22 protein-coding genes are annotated in these 22,668 nt (G+C 64.1%); 14 read left to right on the top strand and 8 right to left on the bottom strand.

The features are described 5' to 3' along the window. Positions 1 to 106 precede the first annotated feature (106 nt). From CI15_RS34715 to CI15_RS37500, 3 genes are all read left to right on the top strand, one after another. Positions 107 to 1,012 carry a cation diffusion facilitator family transporter gene (locus CI15_RS34715; protein ID WP_062138178.1) on the top strand — a complete coding sequence of 302 codons (906 nt, stop codon included), beginning with the start codon at positions 107 to 109 and terminating at the stop codon, positions 1,010 to 1,012. A 188-nt stretch (positions 1,013 to 1,200) separates the two neighbouring features. Beyond that, a complete protein-coding gene (locus CI15_RS34710; protein ID WP_062138176.1) occupies positions 1,201 to 2,451 on the top strand; it encodes a glycosyl hydrolase family 28 protein in 1,251 nt (416 codons plus the stop codon). A 90-nt stretch (positions 2,452 to 2,541) separates the two neighbouring features. Beyond that, positions 2,542 to 3,483 (top strand): hypothetical protein, encoded by a 942-nt coding sequence (locus tag CI15_RS37500; protein WP_174543285.1) that lies wholly within the window; start codon positions 2,542 to 2,544, stop codon positions 3,481 to 3,483. Positions 3,484 to 3,582: 99 nt separating this feature from the next. Here CI15_RS37500 and CI15_RS34700 read toward each other — a convergent pair whose 3' ends face one another. From CI15_RS34700 to CI15_RS34690, 3 genes are all read right to left on the bottom strand, one after another. After that, entirely contained in the window at positions 3,583 to 4,563 is a 981-nt protein-coding gene (locus CI15_RS34700) for an aldo/keto reductase (RefSeq protein WP_062138174.1), read from the bottom strand. A 286-nt stretch (positions 4,564 to 4,849) separates the two neighbouring features. Then, positions 4,850 to 5,155 (bottom strand): DUF4148 domain-containing protein, encoded by a 306-nt coding sequence (locus CI15_RS34695; protein WP_062138171.1) that lies wholly within the window; start codon positions 5,153 to 5,155, stop codon positions 4,850 to 4,852. A gap of 210 nt (positions 5,156 to 5,365) precedes the next feature. Further along, on the bottom strand, positions 5,366 to 6,370 hold the full coding sequence (locus tag CI15_RS34690) for a LysR family transcriptional regulator (RefSeq protein ID WP_062138169.1): 1,005 nt from the start codon (positions 6,368 to 6,370) through the stop codon (positions 5,366 to 5,368). Between the two features lie 175 nt (positions 6,371 to 6,545). Here CI15_RS34690 and CI15_RS34685 point away from each other — a divergent pair, with 175 nt between their 5' ends. The 5 genes from CI15_RS34685 to CI15_RS34665 all read left to right on the top strand — a co-directional run bounded on the left by CI15_RS34685 (position 6,546) and on the right by CI15_RS34665 (position 14,931). After that, positions 6,546 to 7,412: an alpha/beta hydrolase gene (locus CI15_RS34685; RefSeq protein ID WP_062138167.1), complete on the top strand. Its 867-nt coding sequence runs from the start codon at positions 6,546 to 6,548 to the stop codon at positions 7,410 to 7,412. A gap of 34 nt (positions 7,413 to 7,446) precedes the next feature. Further along, positions 7,447 to 8,667: an efflux RND transporter periplasmic adaptor subunit gene (locus CI15_RS34680; RefSeq protein ID WP_062138165.1), complete on the top strand. Its 1,221-nt coding sequence runs from the start codon at positions 7,447 to 7,449 to the stop codon at positions 8,665 to 8,667. A gap of 41 nt (positions 8,668 to 8,708) precedes the next feature. Further along, positions 8,709 to 11,894, top strand: coding sequence for an efflux RND transporter permease subunit (locus CI15_RS34675; protein WP_062138163.1), 3,186 nt, complete (start codon positions 8,709 to 8,711; stop codon positions 11,892 to 11,894). Positions 11,895 to 11,907: 13 nt separating this feature from the next. Beyond that, entirely contained in the window at positions 11,908 to 13,542 is a 1,635-nt protein-coding gene (locus CI15_RS34670) for an efflux transporter outer membrane subunit (protein WP_062138161.1), read from the top strand. 198 nt (positions 13,543 to 13,740) lie between these two features. Continuing rightward, on the top strand, positions 13,741 to 14,931 hold the full coding sequence (locus tag CI15_RS34665; protein WP_062138159.1) for an acyl-CoA dehydrogenase family protein: 1,191 nt from the start codon (positions 13,741 to 13,743) through the stop codon (positions 14,929 to 14,931). Between the two features lie 131 nt (positions 14,932 to 15,062). Here CI15_RS34665 and flhC read toward each other — a convergent pair whose 3' ends face one another. The 4 genes from flhC to CI15_RS34645 form a co-directional block, all read right to left on the bottom strand. After that, positions 15,063 to 15,632, bottom strand: coding sequence for a flagellar transcriptional regulator FlhC (gene flhC / locus CI15_RS34660; RefSeq protein ID WP_062138157.1), 570 nt, complete (start codon positions 15,630 to 15,632; stop codon positions 15,063 to 15,065). Between the two features lie 14 nt (positions 15,633 to 15,646). Next, positions 15,647 to 15,967, bottom strand: coding sequence for a flagellar transcriptional regulator FlhD (gene flhD / locus CI15_RS34655; protein WP_062138155.1), 321 nt, complete (start codon positions 15,965 to 15,967; stop codon positions 15,647 to 15,649). Between the two features lie 757 nt (positions 15,968 to 16,724). Next, the gene (locus CI15_RS34650) at positions 16,725 to 17,261 is read right to left on the bottom strand and encodes a GNAT family N-acetyltransferase (RefSeq protein ID WP_062138153.1); all 537 of its coding nucleotides are present in this window, start codon (positions 17,259 to 17,261) and stop codon (positions 16,725 to 16,727) included. A 44-nt stretch (positions 17,262 to 17,305) separates the two neighbouring features. Continuing rightward, complete coding sequence (locus CI15_RS34645) at positions 17,306 to 18,154, bottom strand: helix-turn-helix domain-containing protein (protein WP_075643843.1); 849 nt, start codon at positions 18,152 to 18,154, stop codon at positions 17,306 to 17,308. Between the two features lie 320 nt (positions 18,155 to 18,474). On the opposite strand from CI15_RS34645, the gene CI15_RS34640 reads away from it, so the two are divergent. The 6 genes from CI15_RS34640 to CI15_RS34615 all read left to right on the top strand — a co-directional run bounded on the left by CI15_RS34640 (position 18,475) and on the right by CI15_RS34615 (position 21,033). Next, the gene (locus tag CI15_RS34640) at positions 18,475 to 18,843 is read left to right on the top strand and encodes a nuclear transport factor 2 family protein (protein WP_062138151.1); all 369 of its coding nucleotides are present in this window, start codon (positions 18,475 to 18,477) and stop codon (positions 18,841 to 18,843) included. A gap of 22 nt (positions 18,844 to 18,865) precedes the next feature. Continuing rightward, positions 18,866 to 19,147 (top strand): hypothetical protein, encoded by a 282-nt coding sequence (locus CI15_RS34635; protein WP_062138149.1) that lies wholly within the window; start codon positions 18,866 to 18,868, stop codon positions 19,145 to 19,147. A 90-nt stretch (positions 19,148 to 19,237) separates the two neighbouring features. Beyond that, complete coding sequence (locus CI15_RS34630) at positions 19,238 to 19,702, top strand: RbsD/FucU family protein (protein WP_062138147.1); 465 nt, start codon at positions 19,238 to 19,240, stop codon at positions 19,700 to 19,702. Positions 19,703 to 19,739: 37 nt separating this feature from the next. After that, positions 19,740 to 20,147, top strand: coding sequence for a VOC family protein (locus tag CI15_RS34625; protein ID WP_062138430.1), 408 nt, complete (start codon positions 19,740 to 19,742; stop codon positions 20,145 to 20,147). A 103-nt stretch (positions 20,148 to 20,250) separates the two neighbouring features. Beyond that, a complete protein-coding gene (locus CI15_RS34620; RefSeq protein WP_062138145.1) occupies positions 20,251 to 20,685 on the top strand; it encodes a DoxX family protein in 435 nt (144 codons plus the stop codon). 75 nt (positions 20,686 to 20,760) lie between these two features. Then, entirely contained in the window at positions 20,761 to 21,033 is a 273-nt protein-coding gene (locus CI15_RS34615; protein ID WP_062138143.1) for a hypothetical protein, read from the top strand. A 23-nt stretch (positions 21,034 to 21,056) separates the two neighbouring features. Here the strand turns inward: CI15_RS34615 and CI15_RS34610 are convergent, their stop codons facing one another. Further along, positions 21,057 to 22,517 (bottom strand): MFS transporter, encoded by a 1,461-nt coding sequence (locus tag CI15_RS34610; protein ID WP_062138141.1) that lies wholly within the window; start codon positions 22,515 to 22,517, stop codon positions 21,057 to 21,059. Between the last annotated feature and the right edge of the window lie 151 nt (positions 22,518 to 22,668).

The raw sequence follows: 22,668 nt of genomic DNA, 5'->3' as shown, positions 1-22,668 counted from the left end.
CCTGGCGGAGCGGCGACACATCAGGTCCGATTCGTGGGACCCGATGTGTCGTTGTCGTCCATAATATCGCGCAGTACCCAGCCCATTCACGGACACGCGCCAGCAGATGAAAGAAGAATCGCCGAAAGCCATTTTCTACGCACTCGCCGCCAACCTCGGCATCGCCGTCTGCAAGTTCGCCGCGGCGGCATTCACCGGCTCCGGCTCGATGTTCGCCGAAGCGATTCACTCCACCGCCGACTGCGGCAATCAACTGCTGTTGCTATTCGGGCTTCGCGAAGCGCGCAAGCCGGTGAGTCCTTTGCATCCGATGGGCAGCGGCCGCGAAATCAACTTCTATTCGCTGCTGGTTGCGTTGCTGCTGTTTTTCGTCGGCGGCGCGTTTTCGGTGTATGAGGGCGTGCATCGACTGATCGTGCGCGAGCCGTTGCAGTATGCGTTCGTCGCGTTGGCGGTGCTGGGTGTGTCAGTGGTGCTCGAAGCGCTCTCGTTGTGGGGCGCGGTCAAGGAGATTCGCAAGACGTATCCGGACAAGAATTTGTGGCGCTGGTTTCGCGAGACGCGCGAATCGGATCTGCTGGTCGTGGCCGGCGAGGATATCGCCGCGCTATTCGGTCTCGCGATCGCATTCGTCGCTGTTCTATCGACGATGGTGAGCGGCAATCCCGTGTATGACGCACTCGGCTCGGTGGGCGTCGGTCTTCTGCTGATGACGATCGCGTGGCTCGTCGCGCGTGAGGTGAAGTCGATGATCGTCGGCGAGTCGGCGAGCCCGGAGGTGCGCAGCGCAATCGACGCGCATCTGCGCACGCGTCCCGAGATTCGCAGCATCATCAACATGATCACGCTGCAGTGGGGACGTCACGTGGTGGTGGCGGTGCAGGCGGAAATGATCGACTACGCGAGCGGCCGCGCGATGGTCGATGCGATCAATCTCATCGAGGCCGATCTGCAGGCCACGTTTCCTCAGGTGCGCTGGGTATTCTTCGAACCGGACGTGCCGCGCAATTAAAGAGGTCTTCCATTCATAACGATGCTGCGCCGACCGCGTAGCTCGCATCGCTATCGCCTTGCTTGACAGCCCTGAACCCTGACCCTAGTATTCGTTCGGGAAGTGGTCATACGACTTGATACTAGTCAGGCCACTTATCCAAATCACATATCAGGTGTCCATAAAACGGCGTCACATCGGAGATTTCGATGAAAAAAATCAGTCGCGCTTTTTCTTCCGTACTCCTTACATGTTCCTGTCTGATTGCTATTCCGGCTCACGCGCAAACACTGGCGACCGGCGATAGCCGAACCGTCACGCAGCCAACCTATCCCACCGTCTGTACCACGCTCACCGCGCAGTTCTCGACTTCGCAACGCGCCTCACCGCCCACCACCGACGACACCAGCCGCCTGCAAGCGGCATTGAATAGCTGCGCCGGCACGGGCGGCAGCGTCGTGCTGGCCACTTCGGGATCGAACAACGCGTTCTATACCGGCAGTCTGACGATCAGCGGTGCAGGCATCGTGGTCAACTCGGGCGTCACGTTGTACGGCAACAATAGCTACTCGAGCAATGCCAACCTGCTGTCGTTCTCGGGCACCAATGCATCGCTGATGGGACCGGGCACCGTCGACGGTCGCGGCGACATCATCAGCGGTACACCGCGGCTCGTGCAGGCGAGCAATATCACGAACTTCATCGTCTATAACGTGACGCTCGCTCAGGCGGCCCATCCGAATCTGTACGTCGAAGGCGGCAGCGGCTTCACCGCATGGAACGTGTCGATTCGCACGCCGGCCACACGTGCGAACGCGGACGGTATCGACATCGACAGCCTGACCAATGCGACCGTGATCAATTCGGATATCGAAGCCGGCGACGATGGTGTCGCGGTCAAGACCAACTCGGGCAACATCTCGAACGTGACCGTGTCGAACACGAAGCTGCACGGCACGCATGGTTTGTCGGTCGGCAGCATTGCCAAGAACACGGTCTCGAACATCCTGTTCAAGAACAACTATGTGTACGGCAACGACCTGAGCGGCACGGCATCGACCGACGCGAACGCGATCAACGTGAAGGCAGATCCGTGTTCGCTGACGGTGCAGCAGGTGAGCTACGTGAACACCTGCATCACCAACGCGAAGCACCTGATCGTGACGGATACGAACTACAGCAGTTGTAGCACCGGCGGCACTCCGACGTTGTCCAACATCATCGTGAACGGCGCGTACTCGACGGCGTCGCTGTCGGGTGCCTATACGAAGATCGACGGGCGCAGCTCGAGCTATCCGGTGACAGCGTATCTGGCCAACGTCAGCCTCGATGCGACCGCGCAAAGCGGCGATCAGTACGCGACGGTCGGGCTGTATAACTCGAACGTGACGCCATCTGGTACTGGCGTGACTACGTCGAGCTTCACGCTGAGCGGCAGCGTGCCGAGTTGCTCGTTCTGACGCAGGCATAGCGTGGCGGATCGCGATGCGCAAAGGCGGCTCATCGGCCTTTTCGCATCGTTTCTTCAAACGATCGTCGTCGAGGATCAAATGCCGGAAAAATGGCTGGGACCTCTGTGCGTGATCTGCGCGGCGGTGTTGGGGTTGTCGACCGGCGTGCTGTATTTCCGGCACGCGGGGCCGATGCAGGCAACGGCGACGCCGACGAGCGTCGCAGCGGATCGCGAGACCAACGGGGCGGCGGCTTCAGTCCATGCACCCGCGCCTGACGCCGATACCTCATTGCGCATCTGGCCGGGTGATTCGAGTCTCGCGAATGGCCTCGCGATGACGGACAGTCACCATCTGATCGTCAACGACGGGTTACGCGACCTGATGGACTACTTTCTTCTCGAACAGACGGACGAGGACCGCGCGGATCAACTGAAGCTGTATCTGAGAACCCGGCTTCGTCCTCCCGCTTCGGAGGAAGCGGTGCAGATAGTCGAGCATTACGTGGCCTATATGAAAGCGCACGATGATCTGCTCGCTGCACAAAACCTCAACGCGCAGAGTCTGAATGCAACGAACGTCGACATCAACCGCATCGTGACCTGGCGTCAGCAACGCGACCCGTTGCGGCAACGGATGCTCGGCGACGAGGTCGTGCAAGCCTGGTACCAGAACGACGATTCGCAATTGGCGCAGGCAATCGACGAATATCGGCAACGCGCGGCCGATCAGGAAGGGGGAGCCGCGTCGGCGCAGCAACCGCGTTATCCGGTTCCGCATTGGCAAAACAGCCGCGAGGAAGAGCAGCACATTCAATATTTGCTCGGGCTGCTACAGAAAGCGGTGACGAGTTACAGCGAACGCAGCCACGAAGGACGGCATTGGGCCGAGCGCTATTCGAGCTATCAGAACGACGCGCAAAAGATCATTCGCGATGCGGCGCTCGACGTCTCGCAGCGCAACGCGCAGCTTCAGGCGTTGCGGGTGAAGCTATTTCCGACGCAAGCCGAACGGCAGCGCGCGCATGAATTGGGACCGTGAGCGGAGGGGGAGAGAGGAGTAAGTGAGGCGAAAGGACGTGCGCTGTGCTCGCGTGTCATTCCGCCTGCGCTGATGGGATGCCGCTACGCATCCCGCCGCTTATTTGAACCCCGCCACCGCATGCGGCACATAAAGTTCTTCGAGCCGATGAATCTCTTCGTCACTGAGCTTCAACGACAGCGCCGCAACCGCATCGTCGAGATGATGCAGCTTGGTCGCACCGACGATCGGCGCGGTAATCGGCTTCTTCTGCAGCACCCACGCTAGCGCCACCTGTGCGCGCGGCACGCCACGTTCCTTCGCGATCTCGCTGACCCGCCCGACAACCCGACGGTCCGCCTCCTGCGTGTGCGCGTACAGCGTGCGGCCGAATTCATCGGTCTCCGAGCGTGCGCTTTCGGTGTCCCAGTCGCGCGTCAAACGTCCACGCGCAAGCGGACTCCATGGAATCACGCCGATACCTTCGCTTTCGCAGAGCGGCAGCATTTCGCGCTCTTCCTCGCGGTACAGCAGATTCACGTAGTTCTGCATCGTCACGAAGCGCGTCCAGCCATTGCGCTCGGCCACCTGCAAGGCCTTCGCAAACTGCCATGCGTACATCGACGACGCGCCGATATAGCGCGCCTTGCCCGCTTTCACGACATCGTGCAGCGCCTCCATCGTTTCCTCGATCGGCGTGCCATAGTCCCAGCGATGGATCTGATACAGGTCCACGTAGTCGGTACCGAGACGACGCAGGCTGTGATCGATCTCCGCCATGATCGCCTTGCGCGACAATCCCGCGCCGTTCGGGCCCGGATGCATGCGGCTATTGACCTTGGTGGCGAGCACGATCTCATCGCGCTTCGCAAAGTCCTTCAGCGCACGGCCGACGATTTCCTCGCTGGTGCCGTCCGAATAGACGTTGGCGGTATCGAAGAAGTTGATGCCGTGATCGAGTGCCTGCTTGATGAAAGGGCGCGCGGCTTCGTCGTCGAGCGACCAGGGGTGCGTGCCGCGCGAGGGCACGCCATAACTCATACAACCGAGACAAAGACGCGATACATCGAGGCCGGTGCGGCCGAGTTTCACATAGTCCATCGAGGTGCTCCTGTGATGAAGTGCACAAACCCGCTGCGAGGAAAGGACCTTCGATTATAGGGAAACGCCAGTAAACGCGTAGCCCTGGGCTGCAATGGCTTTCGATAGGCTTAATAGCAATGCGCCCGCGAAGTGACTTCGCGGGCGCATGACGGCGAGTGCCGTACGACAGCTAACGCTCAATGCTGTGAAGGACGAAACGGCGTCCACACGGGCGTGTCGTTATCCCATTGATCGAGTTCCGATGGTGTCATGATGTGCTCCTTGATTGAGACTTTCCAACTCGTTACTGGCCGCTCGCGACGCGCGTCGCGTCGCCGTTCGTGCCTTCCTGCAACGCGATGCGCGCGGCTTGCGTCTGACCGATCAGGCCTTTGTCCGGATACGAGGTGCGATTCAGCGAAGGTAGCGAGCCGTCGCGATACGCGGCGACCAGTTCGGCCTTGACCTCGGCGCGTGTCTTCGTGCTGGCGCTCGGCGTCGGTTGCGTGTCATACGTTCCCGCGCGGCCGATCCCGCCGCCGCCTTGCGCGAACGCCGGCGCGCTGATGAGCAACGAAAGAGCGAGGCCAGCCAAAAGATTGCGTTTCATGATCTACTCCTGTCGATTCATTGGCAGTGCGATGGCGCTGCGACAGGGTGAAATGTAGACGTCGACGCGGTGCGGATAAATCGCGGTTTCGCGAAATGAATAGTCGCGATTCAGGAACAATCGCGGGAAGGGCTTGAAGGATCGGGGCTAGTGCGCAGTTGCCGCGGCATTGGCGCCGCGGCTGGAATTCACTGTTTCATTTGCTGTACGTCATGCGACCCATTCGGTCATCACCGGCGTGTCGAGTGCCGGCGCTGACTCGCGCTCCTCGAAGGTGCGCTTCGTGCAAGTCGCGTCGAGCTTGCCGCGTCCGCTCAGCAATGGGCAACGATCGAACACCTCTGCAATCCAGTCTACGAAAACGCGGACTTTCGGCGACAGATGACGACTGTGCGGATAGACTGCCGAAATCGGCATCGGCAACGGTTTCAACTCCGGCAGCACTTCGACGAGCTGGCCCGAACGCAGATGCGGCAACACCATGAAGAGCGCCGGCTGAATCAGGCCGAAGCCTTCGAGTCCGCAGGTCACGTACGCATCGGCGTCGTTCACCGACACGATGCTCTTCATCTTCACTTCCACCTCGTTGCCGTTCACCATGAACGCCCAGTCGATCGTGCGTCCCGTGCGGCTCGAGAAGTAATTGACGGCCTTGTGGTTGTCGAGATCTTCGAGCGAAGAGGGCATGCCCGCGCGCTTGATGTAATCGGGTGCCGCGCAGGTCACGCCTTCGAACAGACCGATGCGGCGCGCGACCAGTGACGAATCCTGCAGCGCGCCGACGCGCACCACGCAATCGACGCCTTCCTGCAGCAGGTCGACGGGCCGGTCGGTCAGGCCCAATTGCAGATCGATGTCCGGATAGCGCGTGTGGAATTCGCACAGCGCGGGAATCACGAGCAGACGCCCTATCGAGCCGGGCATGTCGATGCGCAGCTTGCCGTGCGGCTTCTTGTTGCCGCTCTGGAAACTCGCCTCGGTCTCTTCGACGTCCGCGAGGATGCGCACGCAGCGCTCGTAGTACGCGGCGCCATCGGGGGTCAGCGACAGACGCCGGGTGGTCCGGTGCATCAGCCGCGTGCCGAGAAACGCTTCGAGGTTCTGAATAATCGTGGTAACCGATGCGCGCGGCAGATCGAGCGTTTCCGCCGCACGGGTAAAGCTGTTGGTGTCGACGACTCGCGTGAACACTTGCATGGCCTGAAGCCGGTCCATTGCAAACCTCCAGAAGGGGCGGGTGCGCAGGCGGGAATGGAGTCCGCGAAAACAATCGCAAGCGGATTGTTCAAAGGCACCGAATTGTGTTGCCGGATTATAGGCATTTATTTGCGAGTCTGCCGAACCCACAATTCGCACCATTGAAGTTCTATGCGCATTTGCGCGGCTCGACATGGATGCATTCAAAATGCCGTACCCGCCAGTTTCCACCGGCGAATCCGCCGAAGACACTGGCGCTGAGGCCAACGACACGACCCTCGAAGTGACCGACGTGCAGGTCGATGGGTACGCTCAGCCCATTACGTTGCGGCTGTATCGGCTGACGAAACAGACCGGCTTGCCGGTATTGCTTTATTTCCACGGCGGCGGCTTCACGAAGGGATCGATCGACTCCGCCGACTTCGCCGCGCGGTATTTCGCAGAACACTTACCGGCGCTCGTCGTGTCGGTGGGCTATTCGCTCGCGCCGCGTTTTCCGTTTCCCGCCGCGCCCGAAGACGCGCACCGCGCGGCGCTGTGGGTGCAGACGCGGGCGCGCGCGTTCGGCGGCAATAGCAGGAAGATCGGCGTGGCGGGGCATGACGCGGGCGGCCAACTCGCCAACTGTCTCGCCTTCATCGCCCGCGATCGTGGCGACGTGCGGATCAGCGCGCAGGCGCTGTTCGGCCCGATGCTCGATCCCAGCCTCACGCGGCTTGGCGACGAGCAGCGTCTCGGCTCGGACATCACGGCCCGCGAGTGCGCCGCGTGTTATCGCGCCTACCTGCCGCAAGCGTCGCAGCGCATGCATCCGTATGCGGCGCCGCTCGAATCGTCGCGGCTCGCCGGCTTGCCGGCCACGCTGATCGCGACCGCGCAGAACGACGTGCTGCATGTCGAGGCCGAGAAGTATGCAAGCAATCTGATCGACGCGGGCGTGCAGACCCACGTGGTGCGTTTTCCGAGCGTGTCGCACGCGGCGCTCGCCGATCACCCGCCCGCATTGCAGGAAGCGGTGCGCTTTTTCCAGTGGCGCTTCGACGCGCGTGCTCATCGATAAACAGAACTTCAATCAACGATACCTGGAGCTACACATGACTATCCTTCCTCTTTCCCGCCGCCGCGTGGCTCTCGCCGCCGTGGTCGTCGTCGTGCTTGCCGGGCTCGGCACGTTCGGCGCGATCCGCGTGGATGCGAGCTCGCCGGCCGCGCCGACCATCGTGCCTGAAGTGGATGTGGCGACCGTCGTGCAGAAGACGATCACCGACTGGCAGTCCTATTCGGGCCGTCTCGAAGCCGTCCAGAAAGTGGACGTGCGTTCGCAGGTGCCAGGCACGATCGTGTCGGTCAACTTCAAGGACGGCTCGCTCGTCAAGCAGGGCGACACGCTGTTCGTGATCGACCCGCGTCCGTATGCGGCCGAAGTCGATCGCGCCGAAGCGCAGCTCGCGGCAGCGCAGGCGCGCACCGGTTACACACAGAGCGACTGGGAACGCGCGCAACGGCTGATCGTCGACAACGCGATCGCCAAACGCGACTACGACGAGAAGCAGAACGCCGCGCGCGAGGCGAGCGCGAACCTGAAGGCCGCGCAAGCCGCGCTCGAAACCGCGCGCATCAATCTCGGCTACACGAAGATCGTCGCGCCGGTGTCGGGCCGCGTGTCGCGCGCGGAGATCACGGTCGGCAACGTCGTGTCGGCGGGCGCGAGCTCGACGCCGCTGACGACGCTCGTGTCGGTGTCGCCGATCTACGCATCGTTCGACGCGGACGAGCAGACCTACCTGCAATACCTGAGCCGCGCGAAGGACGGCGACAAGGTGCCGGTCGAGCTGGGCCTCGCCGATGAATCGGGCTACTCGCGCAGCGGCACGATCGAGTCGGTCGACAACCGGCTCGATACGTCCTCGGGCACCATCCGGGTGCGCGCGAAGTTCGACAACGCCGACGGTGCACTGATTCCGGGCCTCTACGCGCGCGTCAAGGTGGGCGGCAGCGCCCCGCATCCGGCGCTGTTGATCGACGATGCCGCGGTCGGCACCGACCAGGACAAGAAGTTCGTGCTGGTCGTCGACCAGGCCAACCACGTCGTCTATCGCGAGATCTCGACCGGTTCGATGCAAGGCAATCTGCGCGTGGTCAAAGACGGTTTGAAGCCCGGTGACCGCATCGTGGTCAACGGCATCCAGCGCGTGCGACCCGGCGATACGGTGCGCGCGCACATGGTGCCGATGACGACCGACGACGACCCGAACAACGCATCGCTCGCACAGTCGCGCGCCAAGGCTGACGCCGCCGCGAAGGGCAATTCGTGAGCCGCATGCCGCAACCGCATGGTCCAAGTTAAGAGCTTCCAATGAACATATCCAAATTCTTCATCGATCGCCCGATCTTCGCAGGCGTGCTATCGGTATTGATCCTGCTCGGGGGCATCATCTCGCTGTTCAAGCTGCCCATCTCCGAGTACCCGGAAGTGGTGCCGCCTTCGGTGGTGGTGCACGCGCAGTATCCGGGCGCGAATCCGAAAGTGATCGCCGAGGCGGTCGCCGCGCCGCTCGAAGAGCAGATCAACGGCGTCGAGAACATGTTGTACATGCAGTCGCAGGCGAATAGCGACGGCAATCTGACGCTGACCGTCACGTTCAAGCTCGGCACCAATCCGGACCTCGCGACGCAGCTCGTGCAGAACCGCGTCAATCAGGCGCTGCCGCGTCTGCCGGAAGACGTGCAGCGGCTCGGCGTGACGACGATCAAGAGTTCGCCGACGCTGACGATGGTCGTGCACCTGATCTCGCCGAACGATCGCTACGACATGACGTACCTGCGCAATTACGCGCTGCTGAACGTGAAGGATCGGCTCGCGCGGATTCAGGGCGTCGGCGAGGTGCAGCTGTGGGGCTCGGGCGACTACGCGATGCGGATCTGGCTCGATCCGCAGAAGGTGGCACAACGCGGGCTGACCGCGACTGAAGTCGTGAACGCGATTCGCGAGCAGAACATCCAGGTCGCGGCCGGTGTGATCGGCGCGTCGCCGTCGGTGCCGGGCACGCAGTTGCAGTTGTCGGTCAATGCGCGTGGCCGTTTGAGGACCGAAGGCGAATTCGGCGACATCATCGTGAAGACCGCGCCGGATGGCGGCGTGACCTATCTGCGCGACATCGCGCGGGTCGAGCTCGCGGCCTCGGAATATGGCCTGCGTTCGCTGCTCGACAACAAGCCGGCGGTGGCGCTCGCGATCAATCAGGCGCCCGGCGCGAACTCGCTCGCGATCTCCGAGCAGGTGCGCGCGGCGATGAAGGAACTGGCCGTCGATATGCCGGCTGGCGTCGAATACCGGATCGTCTACGACCCGACGCAGTTCGTGCGCTCGAGTATCGAGGCGGTCATCCATACGCTGCTTGAAGCCATCGCGCTGGTCGTGATCGTCGTGATCGTATTCCTGCAGACGTGGCGCGCTTCGATCATTCCGTTGATCGCGGTGCCGGTGTCGATCGTCGGCACGTTCTCGCTGCTGCTCGCGTTCGGCTTTTCGATCAACGCGTTGTCGCTATTCGGCATGGTGCTCGCGATCGGTATCGTGGTCGACGATGCGATCGTCGTGGTGGAGAACGTCGAGCGCAACATCGAAAGCGGGCTCAGTGCGCGCGACGCGACCTACAAGGCGATGCGCGAAGTGAGCGGGCCGATCATCGCGATTGCGCTCACGCTCGTCGCCGTGTTCGTGCCGCTCGCGTTCATGACCGGCCTGACGGGCCAGTTCTACAAGCAGTTTGCGATGACCATCGCGATCTCGACGGTGATCTCGGCGTTCAATTCGCTGACGCTGTCGCCGGCGTTGTCCGCGCTGCTGCTGCGCAGCCACGGGGAGAAGGAAGACTGGCTTACGCGCGTGATGAACCGCGTGCTCGGCGGCTTCTTCAGGCAATTCAACAAGGTCTTTCATCGCGGGTCGGAAGCCTATGGCCGCGGCGTGACCGGCGTGCTGCGCCGCAAGGGCGCGATGCTCGCGGTGTACGCGATCCTCCTCGGCGCCACCGTTCTGATGGCGCGGATCGTGCCGGGCGGCTTCGTGCCTGCTCAGGACAAGGAGTATCTGATCGCGTTCGCGCAGTTGCCGAACGGCGCGTCGCTCGATCGCACCGAGAAGGTGATCCGCGATATGAGCGCGATCGCCCTGAAGCAGCCGGGTGTGGAAAGCGCGGTGGCGTTCCCCGGTTTGTCGGTGAACGGCTTCACGAATAGTTCGAGCGCGGGCATCGTGTTCGTCACGCTGAAGCCTTTCAAGGAGCGCGGCAACAAGAAGCTGTCGGCAGGCGCGATCGCCGGTGCGTTGAATCAGCAGTACGGCGCGATCAAGGACTCGTTCGTCGCGGTGTTCCCGCCGCCGCCGGTGCTCGGGCTCGGTACGCTCGGCGGCTTCAAGATGCAGCTCGAAGATCACGGCGCGGTCGGTTACGCGGAACTGAACAAGGCTGCCGAAGCCTTCGTGAAGCGCGCCGCGCAAACGCCTGAACTCGGGCCGACCTTCTCGAGCTATCAGATCAACGTGCCGCAACTGAACGTCGATCTCGATCGCGTGAAGGCGAAGCAGCTCGGCGTGCCGGTCACCGACGTGTTCGACACGATGCAGATCTATCTGGGCTCGCTGTATGTGAACGACTTCAACCGCTTCGGCCGCGTGTACCAGGTGCGCGTGCAGGCGGATGCACCGTTCCGTCAACGCGCCGACGACATCCTGCAACTGAAGACGCGTAACGCGGCGGGCGAGATGGTGCCGTTGTCGTCGCTCGTCACGGTGACGCCGACGTACGGACCGGAGATGGTGGTGCGCTACAACGGCTACACGGCGGCCGACATCAACGGCGGCCCGGCCCCTGGCTTCTCGTCGGGACAGGCGCAGGCCGCGGCCGAACGCGTGGCCGCCGAGGTGCTGCCGCACGGCGTGAAGCTCGAATGGACCGACCTCACGTATCAGCAGATCCTCGCCGGCAATGCGGGTATGTGGGTGTTCCCGATCAGCGTGCTGCTCGTGTTCCTCGTGCTCGCCGCGTTGTATGAAAGCCTGACGCTGCCGCTCGCGGTGATCCTGATCGTGCCGATGAGCGTGCTGTCCGCGCTGACCGGCGTGTGGCTCACGGGTGGCGACAACAACATCTTCACGCAGATCGGTTTGATGGTGCTGGTGGGCTTGTCGGCGAAGAACGCGATTCTGATCGTCGAGTTCGCACGCGAGCTCGAACACGACGGACGCACGCCGCTGCAGGCGGCAATCGAGGCGAGCCGTCTGCGTCTGCGGCCGATTCTGATGACGTCGATCGCCTTCATCATGGGCGTCGTGCCGCTGGTGGTATCGAGCGGCGCGGGCTCGGAGATGCGTCACGCGATGGGCGTCGCGGTGTTCTTCGGCATGCTCGGCGTCACGCTGTTCGGCCTGATGCTGACGCCGGTGTTTTATGTGGTGCTGCGTTCGCTCGCGGGTGGGACGATCCACGTCGCGCAGAAGGATTCGCCGCGCTATGGCGCAGCGGTTACGGACGCCTGAGGAGAAAACAACAATGAAACGGTTTGAATCTCGCTTTGACTCTTTGCGCGGATGGGGCCGCGCGGCCGCGAGCGGTTTGCTGATCGCGCTCCTTGCCGCCTGCTCGGTCGAGCCCACCTATAAGCGGCCCGACGTCGAAACGCCGGCGGCGTTCAAGGAAGCGCCGGCGGTAGCGACGCCGGCTTCGGCGGCGTCGGGCGTGGCGACGGGTTCGGCTGCATCGGCGGAAAACAACGGCACGTGGAAACCGGCCCAGCCCGCCGACGATGTGCTGCGTGGTGAATGGTGGAAGGTGTTCGGCGACCCGCAGCTCGACGCGCTCGAAGAGCAGGCCGCCGCCGCGAACCAGGACCTGAAGGCCGCGGCCGCGCGCGTGCAGCAGGCACGCGCGGTGACCCAGTCCGCGAAGTCCGACTGGTTCCCGAAGCTCGACGCGGGCTTCGGCCCGACGCGCGAGCGCGCGTCGGCGGCGTCGCAATTCCTGCCGGACAGCGCGGGCGGCACGACGGGCACGATCTGGCGCGCGCAGGTCGGCGCGTCGTATGAAGCGGATCTGTTCGGGCGGGTCAGCTCGAACGTGAACGCAGCGCGTTCGGACGAGCAGCAGAGCGAAGCGCTGTTCCGCTCGGTGCAGTTGTCGTTGCAGGCCGATGTGGCGCAGAACTACTTCCAGTTGCGCGAGCTCGACACGGACCAGGATCTGTATCGACGCACCGTCGCGTTGCGCGAGGACACGCTGAAGCTGGTCGAGCGACGCTTCAGGGAAGGCGATATCAGCGAACTGGATCTGTCGCGCTCGCGTAACGAGCTCGCGAGCGCGCGTGCCGACGCGGTCGGCGTCGCGCGCCAGCGAGCGGCCTCGGAGCATAGTCTCGCGATTCTGCTCGGCAAGCCGCCCGCCGATTTCTCGTTCGCGGAAGCGCCGCTCGCGCCGGTGACGGTGCGCGTGCCGTCGGGGTTGCCGTCGGCGCTGCTCGAACGCCGGCCGGACATCGCCGCGGCCGAGCGCGCGATGCAGGCAGCGAACGCGCGCGTCGGGCTCGCCAAGTCGGCGTTCTTCCCGAAGCTCGACATCACCGGCGCGTTCGGCTTTGAATCGGCGACGCTCGGCGATCTGTTCATGTGGTCGAGCCGAGCGTTCATCCTCGGTCCGTTTGCGGGCACGGCGCTGACGGTGCCGATCTTCCACGGCGGTCAACTCAAGGCCAATCTCGCGCAGGCACGGTCGAAGTACGACGAGGACGTCGCGCAGTATCGTCAACAGGTACTCGTGGCGTTCCGGGAAGTCGAGGACAACCTTGCCGATCTGCGCTTGCTCGACGATCAGATGCGCGAGCAGAACGACGCGGTCAACGCCTCGCAGCGCGCCGAGCATCTGTCGAGCACGCAGTACACGGAGGGCGCGGTCAGCTATCTCGACGTGATCGATGCGGAGCGGCAGGTGTTGCAGTCGCAATTGCAGGCGAGCCATCTGGCGGGGACGCAGGCGGTCGCGACGGTAAATCTGATTCGTGCGCTCGGTGGCGGTTGGGGCGAGGTGACGGCGGGCGATACGGCGGTGGGGGCGGTGTCGGCGCCGGAAGGTGCCGCCGGCTCCACGGCAGCGGCCGCATCCGTCTCAGCGCAGCAACAGGTCGCGAAGCGCTGAATCCCCAAGCCTGTTAGCAGGCGTTTTATCGATCGCATCACCCACGCCGGGCCGCGCGCAAGCGCCGCCCGGCGTTTTTTCGCGCAAATCGCTTTTGGCGCTTTACTTGTGCAAATCGCTTCGTAGACCCCTTGTGCGGGGCTCCTTATCATCGTCCGATCCAGCCAACGATGATCCCAAGGCAAGCCAGTGACTTTCATGCATGACGGCATCGAGCAGATTCGCGAGCAGGGGCACCCGCGTCCCGCCCGCGATCTCACCACACTGCTCGCCGCATTGCGCGCGAGCGCCGCGCAACGCGATCGCGAAGGCGGCCACGCCGCGCAGGAGAAGCAGTGGATCGCCGACGCGGGCCTGCTGACGCTCGCCGTGCCGCGCGAATTCGGCGGCGCCGGCACGCGCTGGTCCGAGATCTACGGCGTGGTGCGCGAACTCGCGCGGGTCGATAGCGCGCTCGCGCATCTGGTCGGCTTCACTTGCCTGCAGGTGGTCAGCATCGACCTATGGGGCAATCCTCGACAACGCGAGCAGTATTTGCGCGGTACCGTCGAGCATCGCTGGTGGTGGGGCAATGCGGTCAATCCACTCGACACGCGCCTGACGGCAACCGCAACGCACGATGGCGGCTACCTGCTCGACGGCCAGAAAGGTTTCTGCTCCGGCACGCGCGGCTCGCAGATGATGATCGTGTCCGCGCACTATCCAGCGACCGGCAAGCCCGTCTTCGCTGCCGTTCCGACCACGCGCGAAGGCATCACCGTGCACGACGACTGGGACCCGATTGGCCAGCGGCAAACCGACAGCGGTAGCGTGTCGTTCGCGCGGGTCAGGGTGCAGCCGCATGAAGTGCTCGAGCGGCCCGACACCCCGCACGCGAGCCTGCGCACGCTGATCTCGCAACAGGTGCTGACCAATCTGTTCGTCGGTATCGCGCAGGGTGCGCTCGAAGAAGCGCGAGCGTACGTGCACGAACATGGCCGGCCGTGGATCGCGTCCGGCGTTGCCAAAGCGACCGACGATCCCTACCTGATCCAGCGCTTCGGCGAAATGCATATACAGACGGTCAGCGCTGCGGCGCTGGCCGCGCGCGCCGCCGACGCGCTCGACGACGCGTGGCAACGACGCGCGACGCTCGATGCCGAGACCCGTGCGCGCGTCGCGCTCGCGACATCGGAGGCGAAGATCGTCGCGCATCGGGCGGCGCTCGATATCGGCGAAAAGCTCTTCGACGCATGCGGCGCCCGCGCGACGCATGCGCCGCTCGCGCTCGACCGCTTCTGGCGCAATGCGCGCGTGCATACGCTTCACGATCCGCTCGACTACCGCGTGCGCGACGTCGGCCGCTACGCGCTCAGCGGGACCTTGCCGGAGGTTTCCCTGTACACCTGAGAGGATTCGGTTCGCCCGCTGGTCCGACGCGCAGGCGAAAAAAATCCGCGCAGTTCGTTCACTGCGCGGACTCATATGAGCTTCGGATTGAATCGGGTTTGGCGCCGGGTGGCGCCGGGCGGATCGATCGGTCAGGCGGCCTGTGCGACCTGCGCTGCGCTGAGCGCTTCCTGGCGGGCGGCAGCCGCCTTCTTCGTCTTGCCGGCACGCGACGGCGGCTGGCAAGCGCCGCACACGACGTTGTGCTGCAGGTCGTGCTTGTGCGCGACGAACTTGCCGGTGCAACGGCAGCATTTCGTCAGTTGCAGGATGTCGGCGTCGAAGAAGCGCACCAGCGTCCAGGCGCGCGTCAGGTCGAGCACCGGTTCGGTTTCGCTGTGCTGGCAATGCTCGAGATAGAGCCGGTATCCCTTGGTCAGCGCATCCAGATGCGAGCAGCGCGCCTCGTTCTTCAGGAACAGATACGTGTTGTAGAACAGCGACGCGTGAATGTTCGCGAGCCACGTCATGTACCAGTCCGCCGAGAACGGCAGCATGCCCTTGGGCGGCGATACGCCCTTGACCTCGCGATACAGGCGGATCATGCGGTCGCGTGACAGCGTCAGCTCGCTCTCGAGCACCTGCATGCGGGCGCCGAGTTCGATCAGCGCGATCGCGCGGAACACTTCCTGTGCATCTTCGGTCAGGCTTCGCTTGAGCATTGCAGTCACCTCGATCAGGCAAATTGCTCGGCGGGCTGGCCTGCCAGCAGGATCGCCGTGTGGGTGGGTGCAACGGCGGCATGCTTGGCCGTTTGGGTCAAAGCCGACAGCATCGTGTGGTCGTTGAAGCGGAAGAAGCACAAGAGCTGATCGGAAGAGGCCAGCTTGACGATTTGCGCGAGCGATAGCCCGGCAAGCAAATCAGCCAGTTCCGACGACAGTCCCAGCCGGAACATGCCGACCGGTTTGTCCTCGCGCAACATGCGTTGCGCGAGCATGATGTAAGACAAGTTAATCTCGCGGATTGAATCCAGCGTCTCGCTGCTACGGTCCATTTTCTCTGTTTCCGAAGCCCCGAATTTCTCTGTCGGCTTTGCGCCGTTATGTCTTTTCTGCCTCACCGGAAACGAGACCTCCGGCTACGTGTTGCTACCTGATACAGACAGCGAACATTTGATACAAGACGTTACATTTCGTAACAGCTTGGGACGAATTGTATGAAGGGTAAAAAAGGAAATCAATCCCTTGTCGCAAAAATATCTCGAAAAAATGCATCAATTTTCGGTAAGACTTTCACGGCGTTGTAATGAATGATGCCAAGTGGATTTTTAGCGTTTCGAGACTCCGATCTATCCATGGAAACCCCTGTAGTACGGGCCTTTCATTGAATTGTCTGAGCAGGTAACGAGCTCTGATCGACGGTCTAAAAATTTGCTTTGTGAATTAGAAAGCAAATAGAAAGCAAACAATGGACGGTAATAAATACTCGTCTTAGGGACGACACGGGGGCCGGAGCGGGGGGAACGGAAAGATGTAACCTAAGTTACAAACTATGCAACTGGGGTCGGATTCGTAACGGTCAGGCCAGAACTGGCACCGGCTCCGAGGAATGGGGTTCACCTTCCAGGCCGACCTGCGGCCGCCAGCGCGTGTCGACCGGTTGCCGCTGCAAGCCGCGACGGGCTAGAGCCGAAACCAGTCGTCCAGGCTGCCTGACACGATGGCGCTGAAACAGGTGCCGATATGACAACCCGTGGCGAGGCGCGCGCCGTAGACGGGCAGCGGGGTGCCGTTGGCAATCGTCCGGAGAGGCTAGGACAGGAATCGCGCCATCAGATCCTCGTCATGGAACACGCCGTCGACGTACAACGCGCCGACTTCGCATCCATATTTGCGAAAGCCCAGCGATTCATACAGCTTGCGCGCCGTGTCGTTGCGGCTCCCCACGGTCAACTGCACCTGCCGCAAACCGTCGACGCGCGCCGCGCGCGTCAACAGCTCGCTGAGCAGCGCACGCCCGACGCCGCGGCCCGCCGCTTCGTGCGCCACATACATGCCGACCACGTTCGCCTTGTGCCGCTCCTTGTCGGATTTGTAGCGCAGTAGTCCCACGACGCCGATCAGCGGCGCATCGGCCGACGCGTACGCGCCGAGCAGGAACGTGCCTTCGGCCGCCGAACCCTGCAGCGTCGCGTCGTGCTGCGCCGCGCCTTTCGCGAGCGCCTCGTCGTAACTTTGTCCAAACGATGCGGGGTGCGCTTTCAGCCCACGCAGACGAAGCTGGAAATAGGCGTCGCGGTCGGCGGGACCCAGTTGGCGAATGAGTAGGCTGTCGAGGTTGACGGACATATCCCTTGTTCGAGGGGTGTTGGGCGGACAGTGAACGCGCGCGGCTAGCCGCGCTGACGTTCGGCAAACTCGCGCAGCGCGGCCGCGGTTTGCTGATCGGCCGGAAAGAATGCCTCGATGGCGAGTTCCGACAGCGTAACGTCCACCGGCGTGCCGAACACCGTGGTGGTGCTGAAAAACGACAGCACGCCAAGCGGCGTGCGCAGCCTCAGTGGCACGGCGATCTGATTGAGGCTGGCATCGTCGGGCGTGGCGGCGTCGGCATCCGCCGGCGCGGGATAGGCGGCCAGTTCGTCGCGCAGAGCGCGGAGCGTATCGTCGCCGCTGACGTCGACCTGCCGTTGCAGCCGGGCCAGTACATGCTCGCGCCACGCATGCCAGTTCACGATCGACGCCGCAATGCCTTGGGGATGCAGGCTCAGGCGCAACGCGTTGACCGGTGGCTTCAGCAGTTCGGGACTCGCGCCGCTCAACAGCGGCGCGAGCGCATTGTTGGTCGCGACGATGGTCCAGTGCCGGTCGATCGCGAGAGCGGGGTAGGGCTCGTGTCCCTTGAGCACCATTTCGACGGCTTCGCGCACGGCGGCGAGCTGCGGGTCGGAGAGCGGACGTTCACGAAACAGCGGCGCGTAACCGGCCGCGACGAGCAGCGCATTGCGTGCGCGCAACGGCACGTCGAGCCGCTCGGCGAGATGCATGACCATCTCCCGGCTCGGCAGCGCGCGGCCCGATTCGACGAAGCTCAGATGGCGCGTCGAAATATCGGCCTCCGTGGCGAGCAGCAACTGACTCATGCGGCGCCGCTGCCGCCATTCGCGCAGCAGATCGCCGACTGTGCGAGTGGCTGTCGGCCGGGATGACGGGGGCGATTGTGCGATCGAGAGTGTGTTCATGCCACCGATCATAGTCGAAGCGCGCACGCAATCGATTACCTGAGAGGTAATGCTGCGCTCGATCTCCGCGATTCACACCGACCGGCGGACCGACCCCGAGCGCGATGCGCCACCTCCCTCCATGCTACGGCCGCTCCCCCATCCCGCGCGGGCGGCGGCCAAACGCAGATAGACCGCGACCATTCCGACGCTGTATCCGCTTGATTACCTCCCGCGTAATCGACGCAATGCACGCGAACCTCCAATCTTCACTCCGAGCCCGCCGCATGCGATGCGTATGCGGCGCGAAGTGCTCAACGCTGCCAATCAAGGAGATTGAGATGAATGCGCATACCGATTTGATCGATCGTTATTTCGATAGCTGGAACGAGACCGACGGCGCGCGCCGTCGCGAGTTGATCGAAGCCACGTGGAGCGCCGATGCCGACTATCGCGACCCGCTGCTCGCGGGTACGGGCCACGCCGGCATCGACGCGATGATCCGCGCGGTGCACGAGCGTTTTCCGCATCACACGTTTCGCCGCACGACCGACGTCGACGGCTTCGCGAATCGCCTGCGGTTCTCGTGGGCCCTGACAACGCCCGCGGGCGAGGCCATCGTCAAGGGCTCGGACTTCGGCGTGGTGGACGCGCATGGGCGCTTGCAAGCGGTCACCGGTTTCCTCGACGAAACCCCCGCCGCCACCTGAGACGTTTTTCCCGGAGACGATCATGCATGAGCCCGCCGCTGTCACGCCTGCTGCAATCCAACTCGCGTTGCTGCGCATCGCTGCCGCTGTCGACGCGTTATCGAGCGCGATCGCCGGTTTTGCGCTGCTCGCCGGCGCGCGGGCGTTCATGTTCATCGCCCTGCTCGGGTGGCGCGAGCCGGTGCTCGGCGGCGCGGGGCTCGTGGTGCTCGCGGTGGTCGGCTGGCTGCGCTGGCAATGCGGCGCGAGCGTCGTGCCGCAAGCCGCGCGACGTGCTTGCTACAATCGATCGTCGTGCGGCTGAGCACGGCACACGCGTGACACGCGATCCTTTTGCGCAATGCACGCATCCCACCCACGCGGCAAGTTCGCACCCGAACGACCAGGAGACTCCGTGCTGAAAAACCTCGACCCGCTTCTGAACGCCGATATCCTGCACGCGCTGCGCTCGATGGGCCACGGCGACGAGCTCGTGATCTGCGACGCCAACTTCCCGGCCGACGCCGTCGCCCGCGACACCGTGCTCGGTAGACCGCTGCGCCTCGATGGCGTCGGTTCGCCGCGCGCGGTCCGCGCGGTGCTGTCGGTGCTGCCGCTCGACACCTTCATCGAGCATCCCGCGTCGCGCATGGAAGTGGTCGGCGATCCGCACGCGATTCCCGTGGTGCAGCGCGAGGCGCAAGCCGAGGTCAATGCAGCCGAGGGGCGCGAGGTGCCGTTCGTGTCGATCGAGCGATTCGCGTTTTACGAGCGTGCGCGCCGCGCGTATTGCGTGATCGCGACGGGCGAGGAGCGCGGCTACGGTTGCTTCGTGTTCACGAAGGGCGTGCTGCTCGCGCCGGATGCGCCACGCGCATAGTCGCTTTCAACTTCCGCGGATTCATCACGACACAATCATGAGCTTCCAGCTAGACAGTCTCGATCATCTCGTTCTGAACGTGGCCGACGTCGAAGTGAGCGCGGCGTGGTACGCGCGGATGCTCGGCATGCGACGCACCGAGTTCGCCTCACGCACCGGCACGCGCGTGGCGATGACCTACGGCAATCAGAAGATCAACCTGCGTCCCGCATCGGCCGATACCGTCGCCTGGTTCACCTCGCGCGAGGCAGTGCCGGGTACGGCCGACCTGTGCTTCGTGACCACCGCGAGCCCGCACGACGTCAAGGCGCACTGGCTCGCGCAAGGCGTCGCGATCGAGGCGGGGCCGGTGGAGCGCGAAGGCGCGCGCGGCAAGATGACATCGGTCTATTGCCGCGATCCGGACGGCAACCTGATCGAGGTCGCCACGTATCCGCCAGCCTGAGCGGGCTTGGAAATCGCCCCCGTTGCACATATGCTCAGGGGCGAGGCGGGGAACTGCGCTCGCCCATTCGGGTCTGCTGCTTATTCAATTTCCGGAGTCCCCCATGTCGCGTCCCGTCGATTACGGCATTATTTTCATCGCCCGTCTTGCGCTTTCCGTGTTGTTCCTGTGGAGCGGGGTGATGAAACTGCTGGGCTATGCGGGCTTCGTCGGCTACCTGCATTCGAAGGGCGTGCCGTTCGTGCAGATCGCCGCGCCGATCGCGACCGCAGTCGAGGTGCTCGGCGGCCTGCTGCTCGTGGTCGGCTTCAAGGTGCGCCCGCTCGCGCTGATCATGGCGGTGTATACGGTTGCGACGGCGGTGCTCGGCCATGACTTCTGGAATACGACCGACCCGGCCATGCAGCACGACATGGTGATCCATTTCTGGAAGAACATCGGTATCGCCGGCGGTTTCTTGCTGCTGTTCGTCACCGGTGCCGGGCGTCTGAGCATCGACAACGCGCGCGCGCCGCGCGGCGGTCTCGGCGGGCTGTAAGGCGCGCGCAGGCCGCGCGGCCCGCATCCTGCTACTCCACACGGAACCCATCCGTGGCAATCAAGGGAGCAGATCATGATTCAGAACTTCGAGCAGATGATCGGTGGCAAAGTCACGCAACTGTGCGCCAGTCTCGGCGAAGGACCGACGCCGCATCGCGTGATCATCAGCCTCGCCGATTCGGCGAAGACACTGGTGGTGCTGGATGCGTCCGGCTTCATCGGCACGCTGAAGGCCGAGATCGAGGACCCGGAGAAACTGATCGCCGATGCGATCGCCAAGGCGCGCAGCGAAGGTCTGATCGAGCGCGCCGTCGATACCGGCACGATTCAGGAGGGGTCGCTGTAGGCGTCTCTCGTCACCCACACCGCTCACTTGCTCGCGGCGCTTGCGCCGCGTGCGTCCGATGCCGCCGCGTGCGGCTCCGGATGCACGCAACACGCGAGCACGAGGCCCAGCACCAGCAGTCCCACCGAAATAGCCGTCGCCGCCCGCATCCCCTGCACGATCTGCGTCGCGGCGGCGCCGCTCGCCAGCGCACCGAACGCTGCCACGCCCACCGCGCCGCCCGCCTGGCGGGCCGTGTTCAAGACCGCTGATGCCGTGCCCGCGCGCCGCGCTTCGGTCGAGGCGAGCACCGCCGTCGTCATCGCCGGCACCGCGAGTCCCATGCCCGACGGAATCAGCAGGAACGGCAGCAGCAAGCCGATCAGCGGCGTGTCGGCGTCGACGAAATGCAGCAGCGCGTAGCCGAGGCCCGCGGTGATCGCGCCGAGGATCATCGGCACGCGCACCCCGAAGCGGCCGATCACCCAGCCGCTCGCGACGTTCGAAATCAGGAAGCCGCCGGTCAGCGGCAGGAACGCGAGGCCCGCCTGCAACGGCGTGTAGCCGCGCACGCGCTGCAGGTAGAGGCTCAGCACGAACACTAGCCCGTAGTACGTCAGATTCACGCAGATGCCGAACAGCACCGCCGCACTGAACGTGCGCGTGCCGAACAGCGACAGCGGCAGCATCGGGCGCGCGACCCGCGCTTCGACGAACACGAACGCTCCCGCCGCCAGCAGCGCCAGCACGAAGCCGCCGGCGACGAGCGGATGCGCGAGCCCAAGCGGCCGCCATTCGATCACCGCGGCGACGAACGCGGTCAGCGCGACGATCGCAAGACACTGACCGCCGGGATCGATGCCACGCGGCTGCGCGCCCGGCTTGCCGAGAGGGCCGGCCGGCGCGCCGCGCCGCGCGGTTTGCGGGCGCGGGATCCACAGTAGCGTCGCGAGCAGGCCGGCCGCGCAGATCGGCAGATTGACGAGAAAAATGCTGCGCCAGCCGAACGCGGCGATCAGGAGACCGCCGGCCACCGGGCCGGCCGCGATCGAAATCGCACCGGAGGCGGTCCACAGGCCGACCGCGCGGGCCCGCAGCTTCGGCTCGTGGCCGAACGACTGGTTCAGCAGCGCAAGCGAGTTCGGCAGCATCGCGGCCGCGCCGATGCCTTGCACCGCGCGCGCGGCGATCAGCATCGGGCCGTCGAGCGCGAGCCCGCAGGCCAGCGACGCGAGCGCGAACAGCACGATCCCGCACGCGTACATGCGTCGCGCGCCGAAGCGGTCGCCGAGCGCGCCGGCGGACAGCATCAGCACCGCGAACGGGAGCGTGTACGCATCGACGACCCATTGCAGACCGGCGACGTTCGCGTGCAGGTCCGCGCCGATCCGGGGCAGCGCGATGTTGACGATGGTCACATCGAGTTGCGTGACCACGAAGCCGACGCTGACGGTCGCGAGAACGCGGCCGAGGGCGGGGGAGAAGGAGGGTGTGGTTGAGTTCATGGTGACATCGTGAACTCACTACAACGCGCGATGTTTCGGTGCGGCGTGAAGTATGGATGCGCCGGCACGGGCGACATGCACTCAGCGCGGAAAGCAGCGAGCATCCCCCTGTTTCGCAATTTCGGTGCCTGAACGGCCCCAGGCTAGCGCG

Origin of the sequence: Paraburkholderia monticola (assembly GCF_001580545.1) — a bacterium.
GTDB lineage: Bacteria > Pseudomonadota > Gammaproteobacteria > Burkholderiales > Burkholderiaceae > Paraburkholderia > Paraburkholderia monticola.
The sequence above is the reverse complement of the archived record's forward strand: the minus strand, read 5'-3'. Positions and strand labels throughout refer to the sequence as shown.

Coding starts and splice junctions, on each gene's coding strand:
- CI15_RS34715 (WP_062138178.1), top strand. CDS start 107: ATGAAAGAAGAATCGCCGAAAGCCATTTTCTACGCACTCGCCGCCAAC.
- CI15_RS34710 (WP_062138176.1), top strand. CDS start 1,201: ATGAAAAAAATCAGTCGCGCTTTTTCTTCCGTACTCCTTACATGTTCC.
- CI15_RS37500 (WP_174543285.1), top strand. CDS start 2,542: ATGCCGGAAAAATGGCTGGGACCTCTGTGCGTGATCTGCGCGGCGGTG.
- CI15_RS34700 (WP_062138174.1), bottom strand. CDS start 4,563: ATGGACTATGTGAAACTCGGCCGCACCGGCCTCGATGTATCGCGTCTT.
- CI15_RS34695 (WP_062138171.1), bottom strand. CDS start 5,155: ATGAAACGCAATCTTTTGGCTGGCCTCGCTCTTTCGTTGCTCATCAGC.
- CI15_RS34690 (WP_062138169.1), bottom strand. CDS start 6,370: ATGGACCGGCTTCAGGCCATGCAAGTGTTCACGCGAGTCGTCGACACC.
- CI15_RS34685 (WP_062138167.1), top strand. CDS start 6,546: ATGGATGCATTCAAAATGCCGTACCCGCCAGTTTCCACCGGCGAATCC.
- CI15_RS34680 (WP_062138165.1), top strand. CDS start 7,447: ATGACTATCCTTCCTCTTTCCCGCCGCCGCGTGGCTCTCGCCGCCGTG.
- CI15_RS34675 (WP_062138163.1), top strand. CDS start 8,709: ATGAACATATCCAAATTCTTCATCGATCGCCCGATCTTCGCAGGCGTG.
- CI15_RS34670 (WP_062138161.1), top strand. CDS start 11,908: ATGAAACGGTTTGAATCTCGCTTTGACTCTTTGCGCGGATGGGGCCGC.
- CI15_RS34665 (WP_062138159.1), top strand. CDS start 13,741: ATGCATGACGGCATCGAGCAGATTCGCGAGCAGGGGCACCCGCGTCCC.
- flhC (WP_062138157.1), bottom strand. CDS start 15,632: ATGCTCAAGCGAAGCCTGACCGAAGATGCACAGGAAGTGTTCCGCGCG.
- flhD (WP_062138155.1), bottom strand. CDS start 15,967: ATGGACCGTAGCAGCGAGACGCTGGATTCAATCCGCGAGATTAACTTG.
- CI15_RS34650 (WP_062138153.1), bottom strand. CDS start 17,261: ATGTCCGTCAACCTCGACAGCCTACTCATTCGCCAACTGGGTCCCGCC.
- CI15_RS34645 (WP_075643843.1), bottom strand. CDS start 18,154: ATGAACACACTCTCGATCGCACAATCGCCCCCGTCATCCCGGCCGACA.
- CI15_RS34640 (WP_062138151.1), top strand. CDS start 18,475: ATGAATGCGCATACCGATTTGATCGATCGTTATTTCGATAGCTGGAAC.
- CI15_RS34635 (WP_062138149.1), top strand. CDS start 18,866: ATGCATGAGCCCGCCGCTGTCACGCCTGCTGCAATCCAACTCGCGTTG.
- CI15_RS34625 (WP_062138430.1), top strand. CDS start 19,740: ATGAGCTTCCAGCTAGACAGTCTCGATCATCTCGTTCTGAACGTGGCC.
- CI15_RS34620 (WP_062138145.1), top strand. CDS start 20,251: ATGTCGCGTCCCGTCGATTACGGCATTATTTTCATCGCCCGTCTTGCG.
- CI15_RS34615 (WP_062138143.1), top strand. CDS start 20,761: ATGATTCAGAACTTCGAGCAGATGATCGGTGGCAAAGTCACGCAACTG.
- CI15_RS34610 (WP_062138141.1), bottom strand. CDS start 22,517: ATGAACTCAACCACACCCTCCTTCTCCCCCGCCCTCGGCCGCGTTCTC.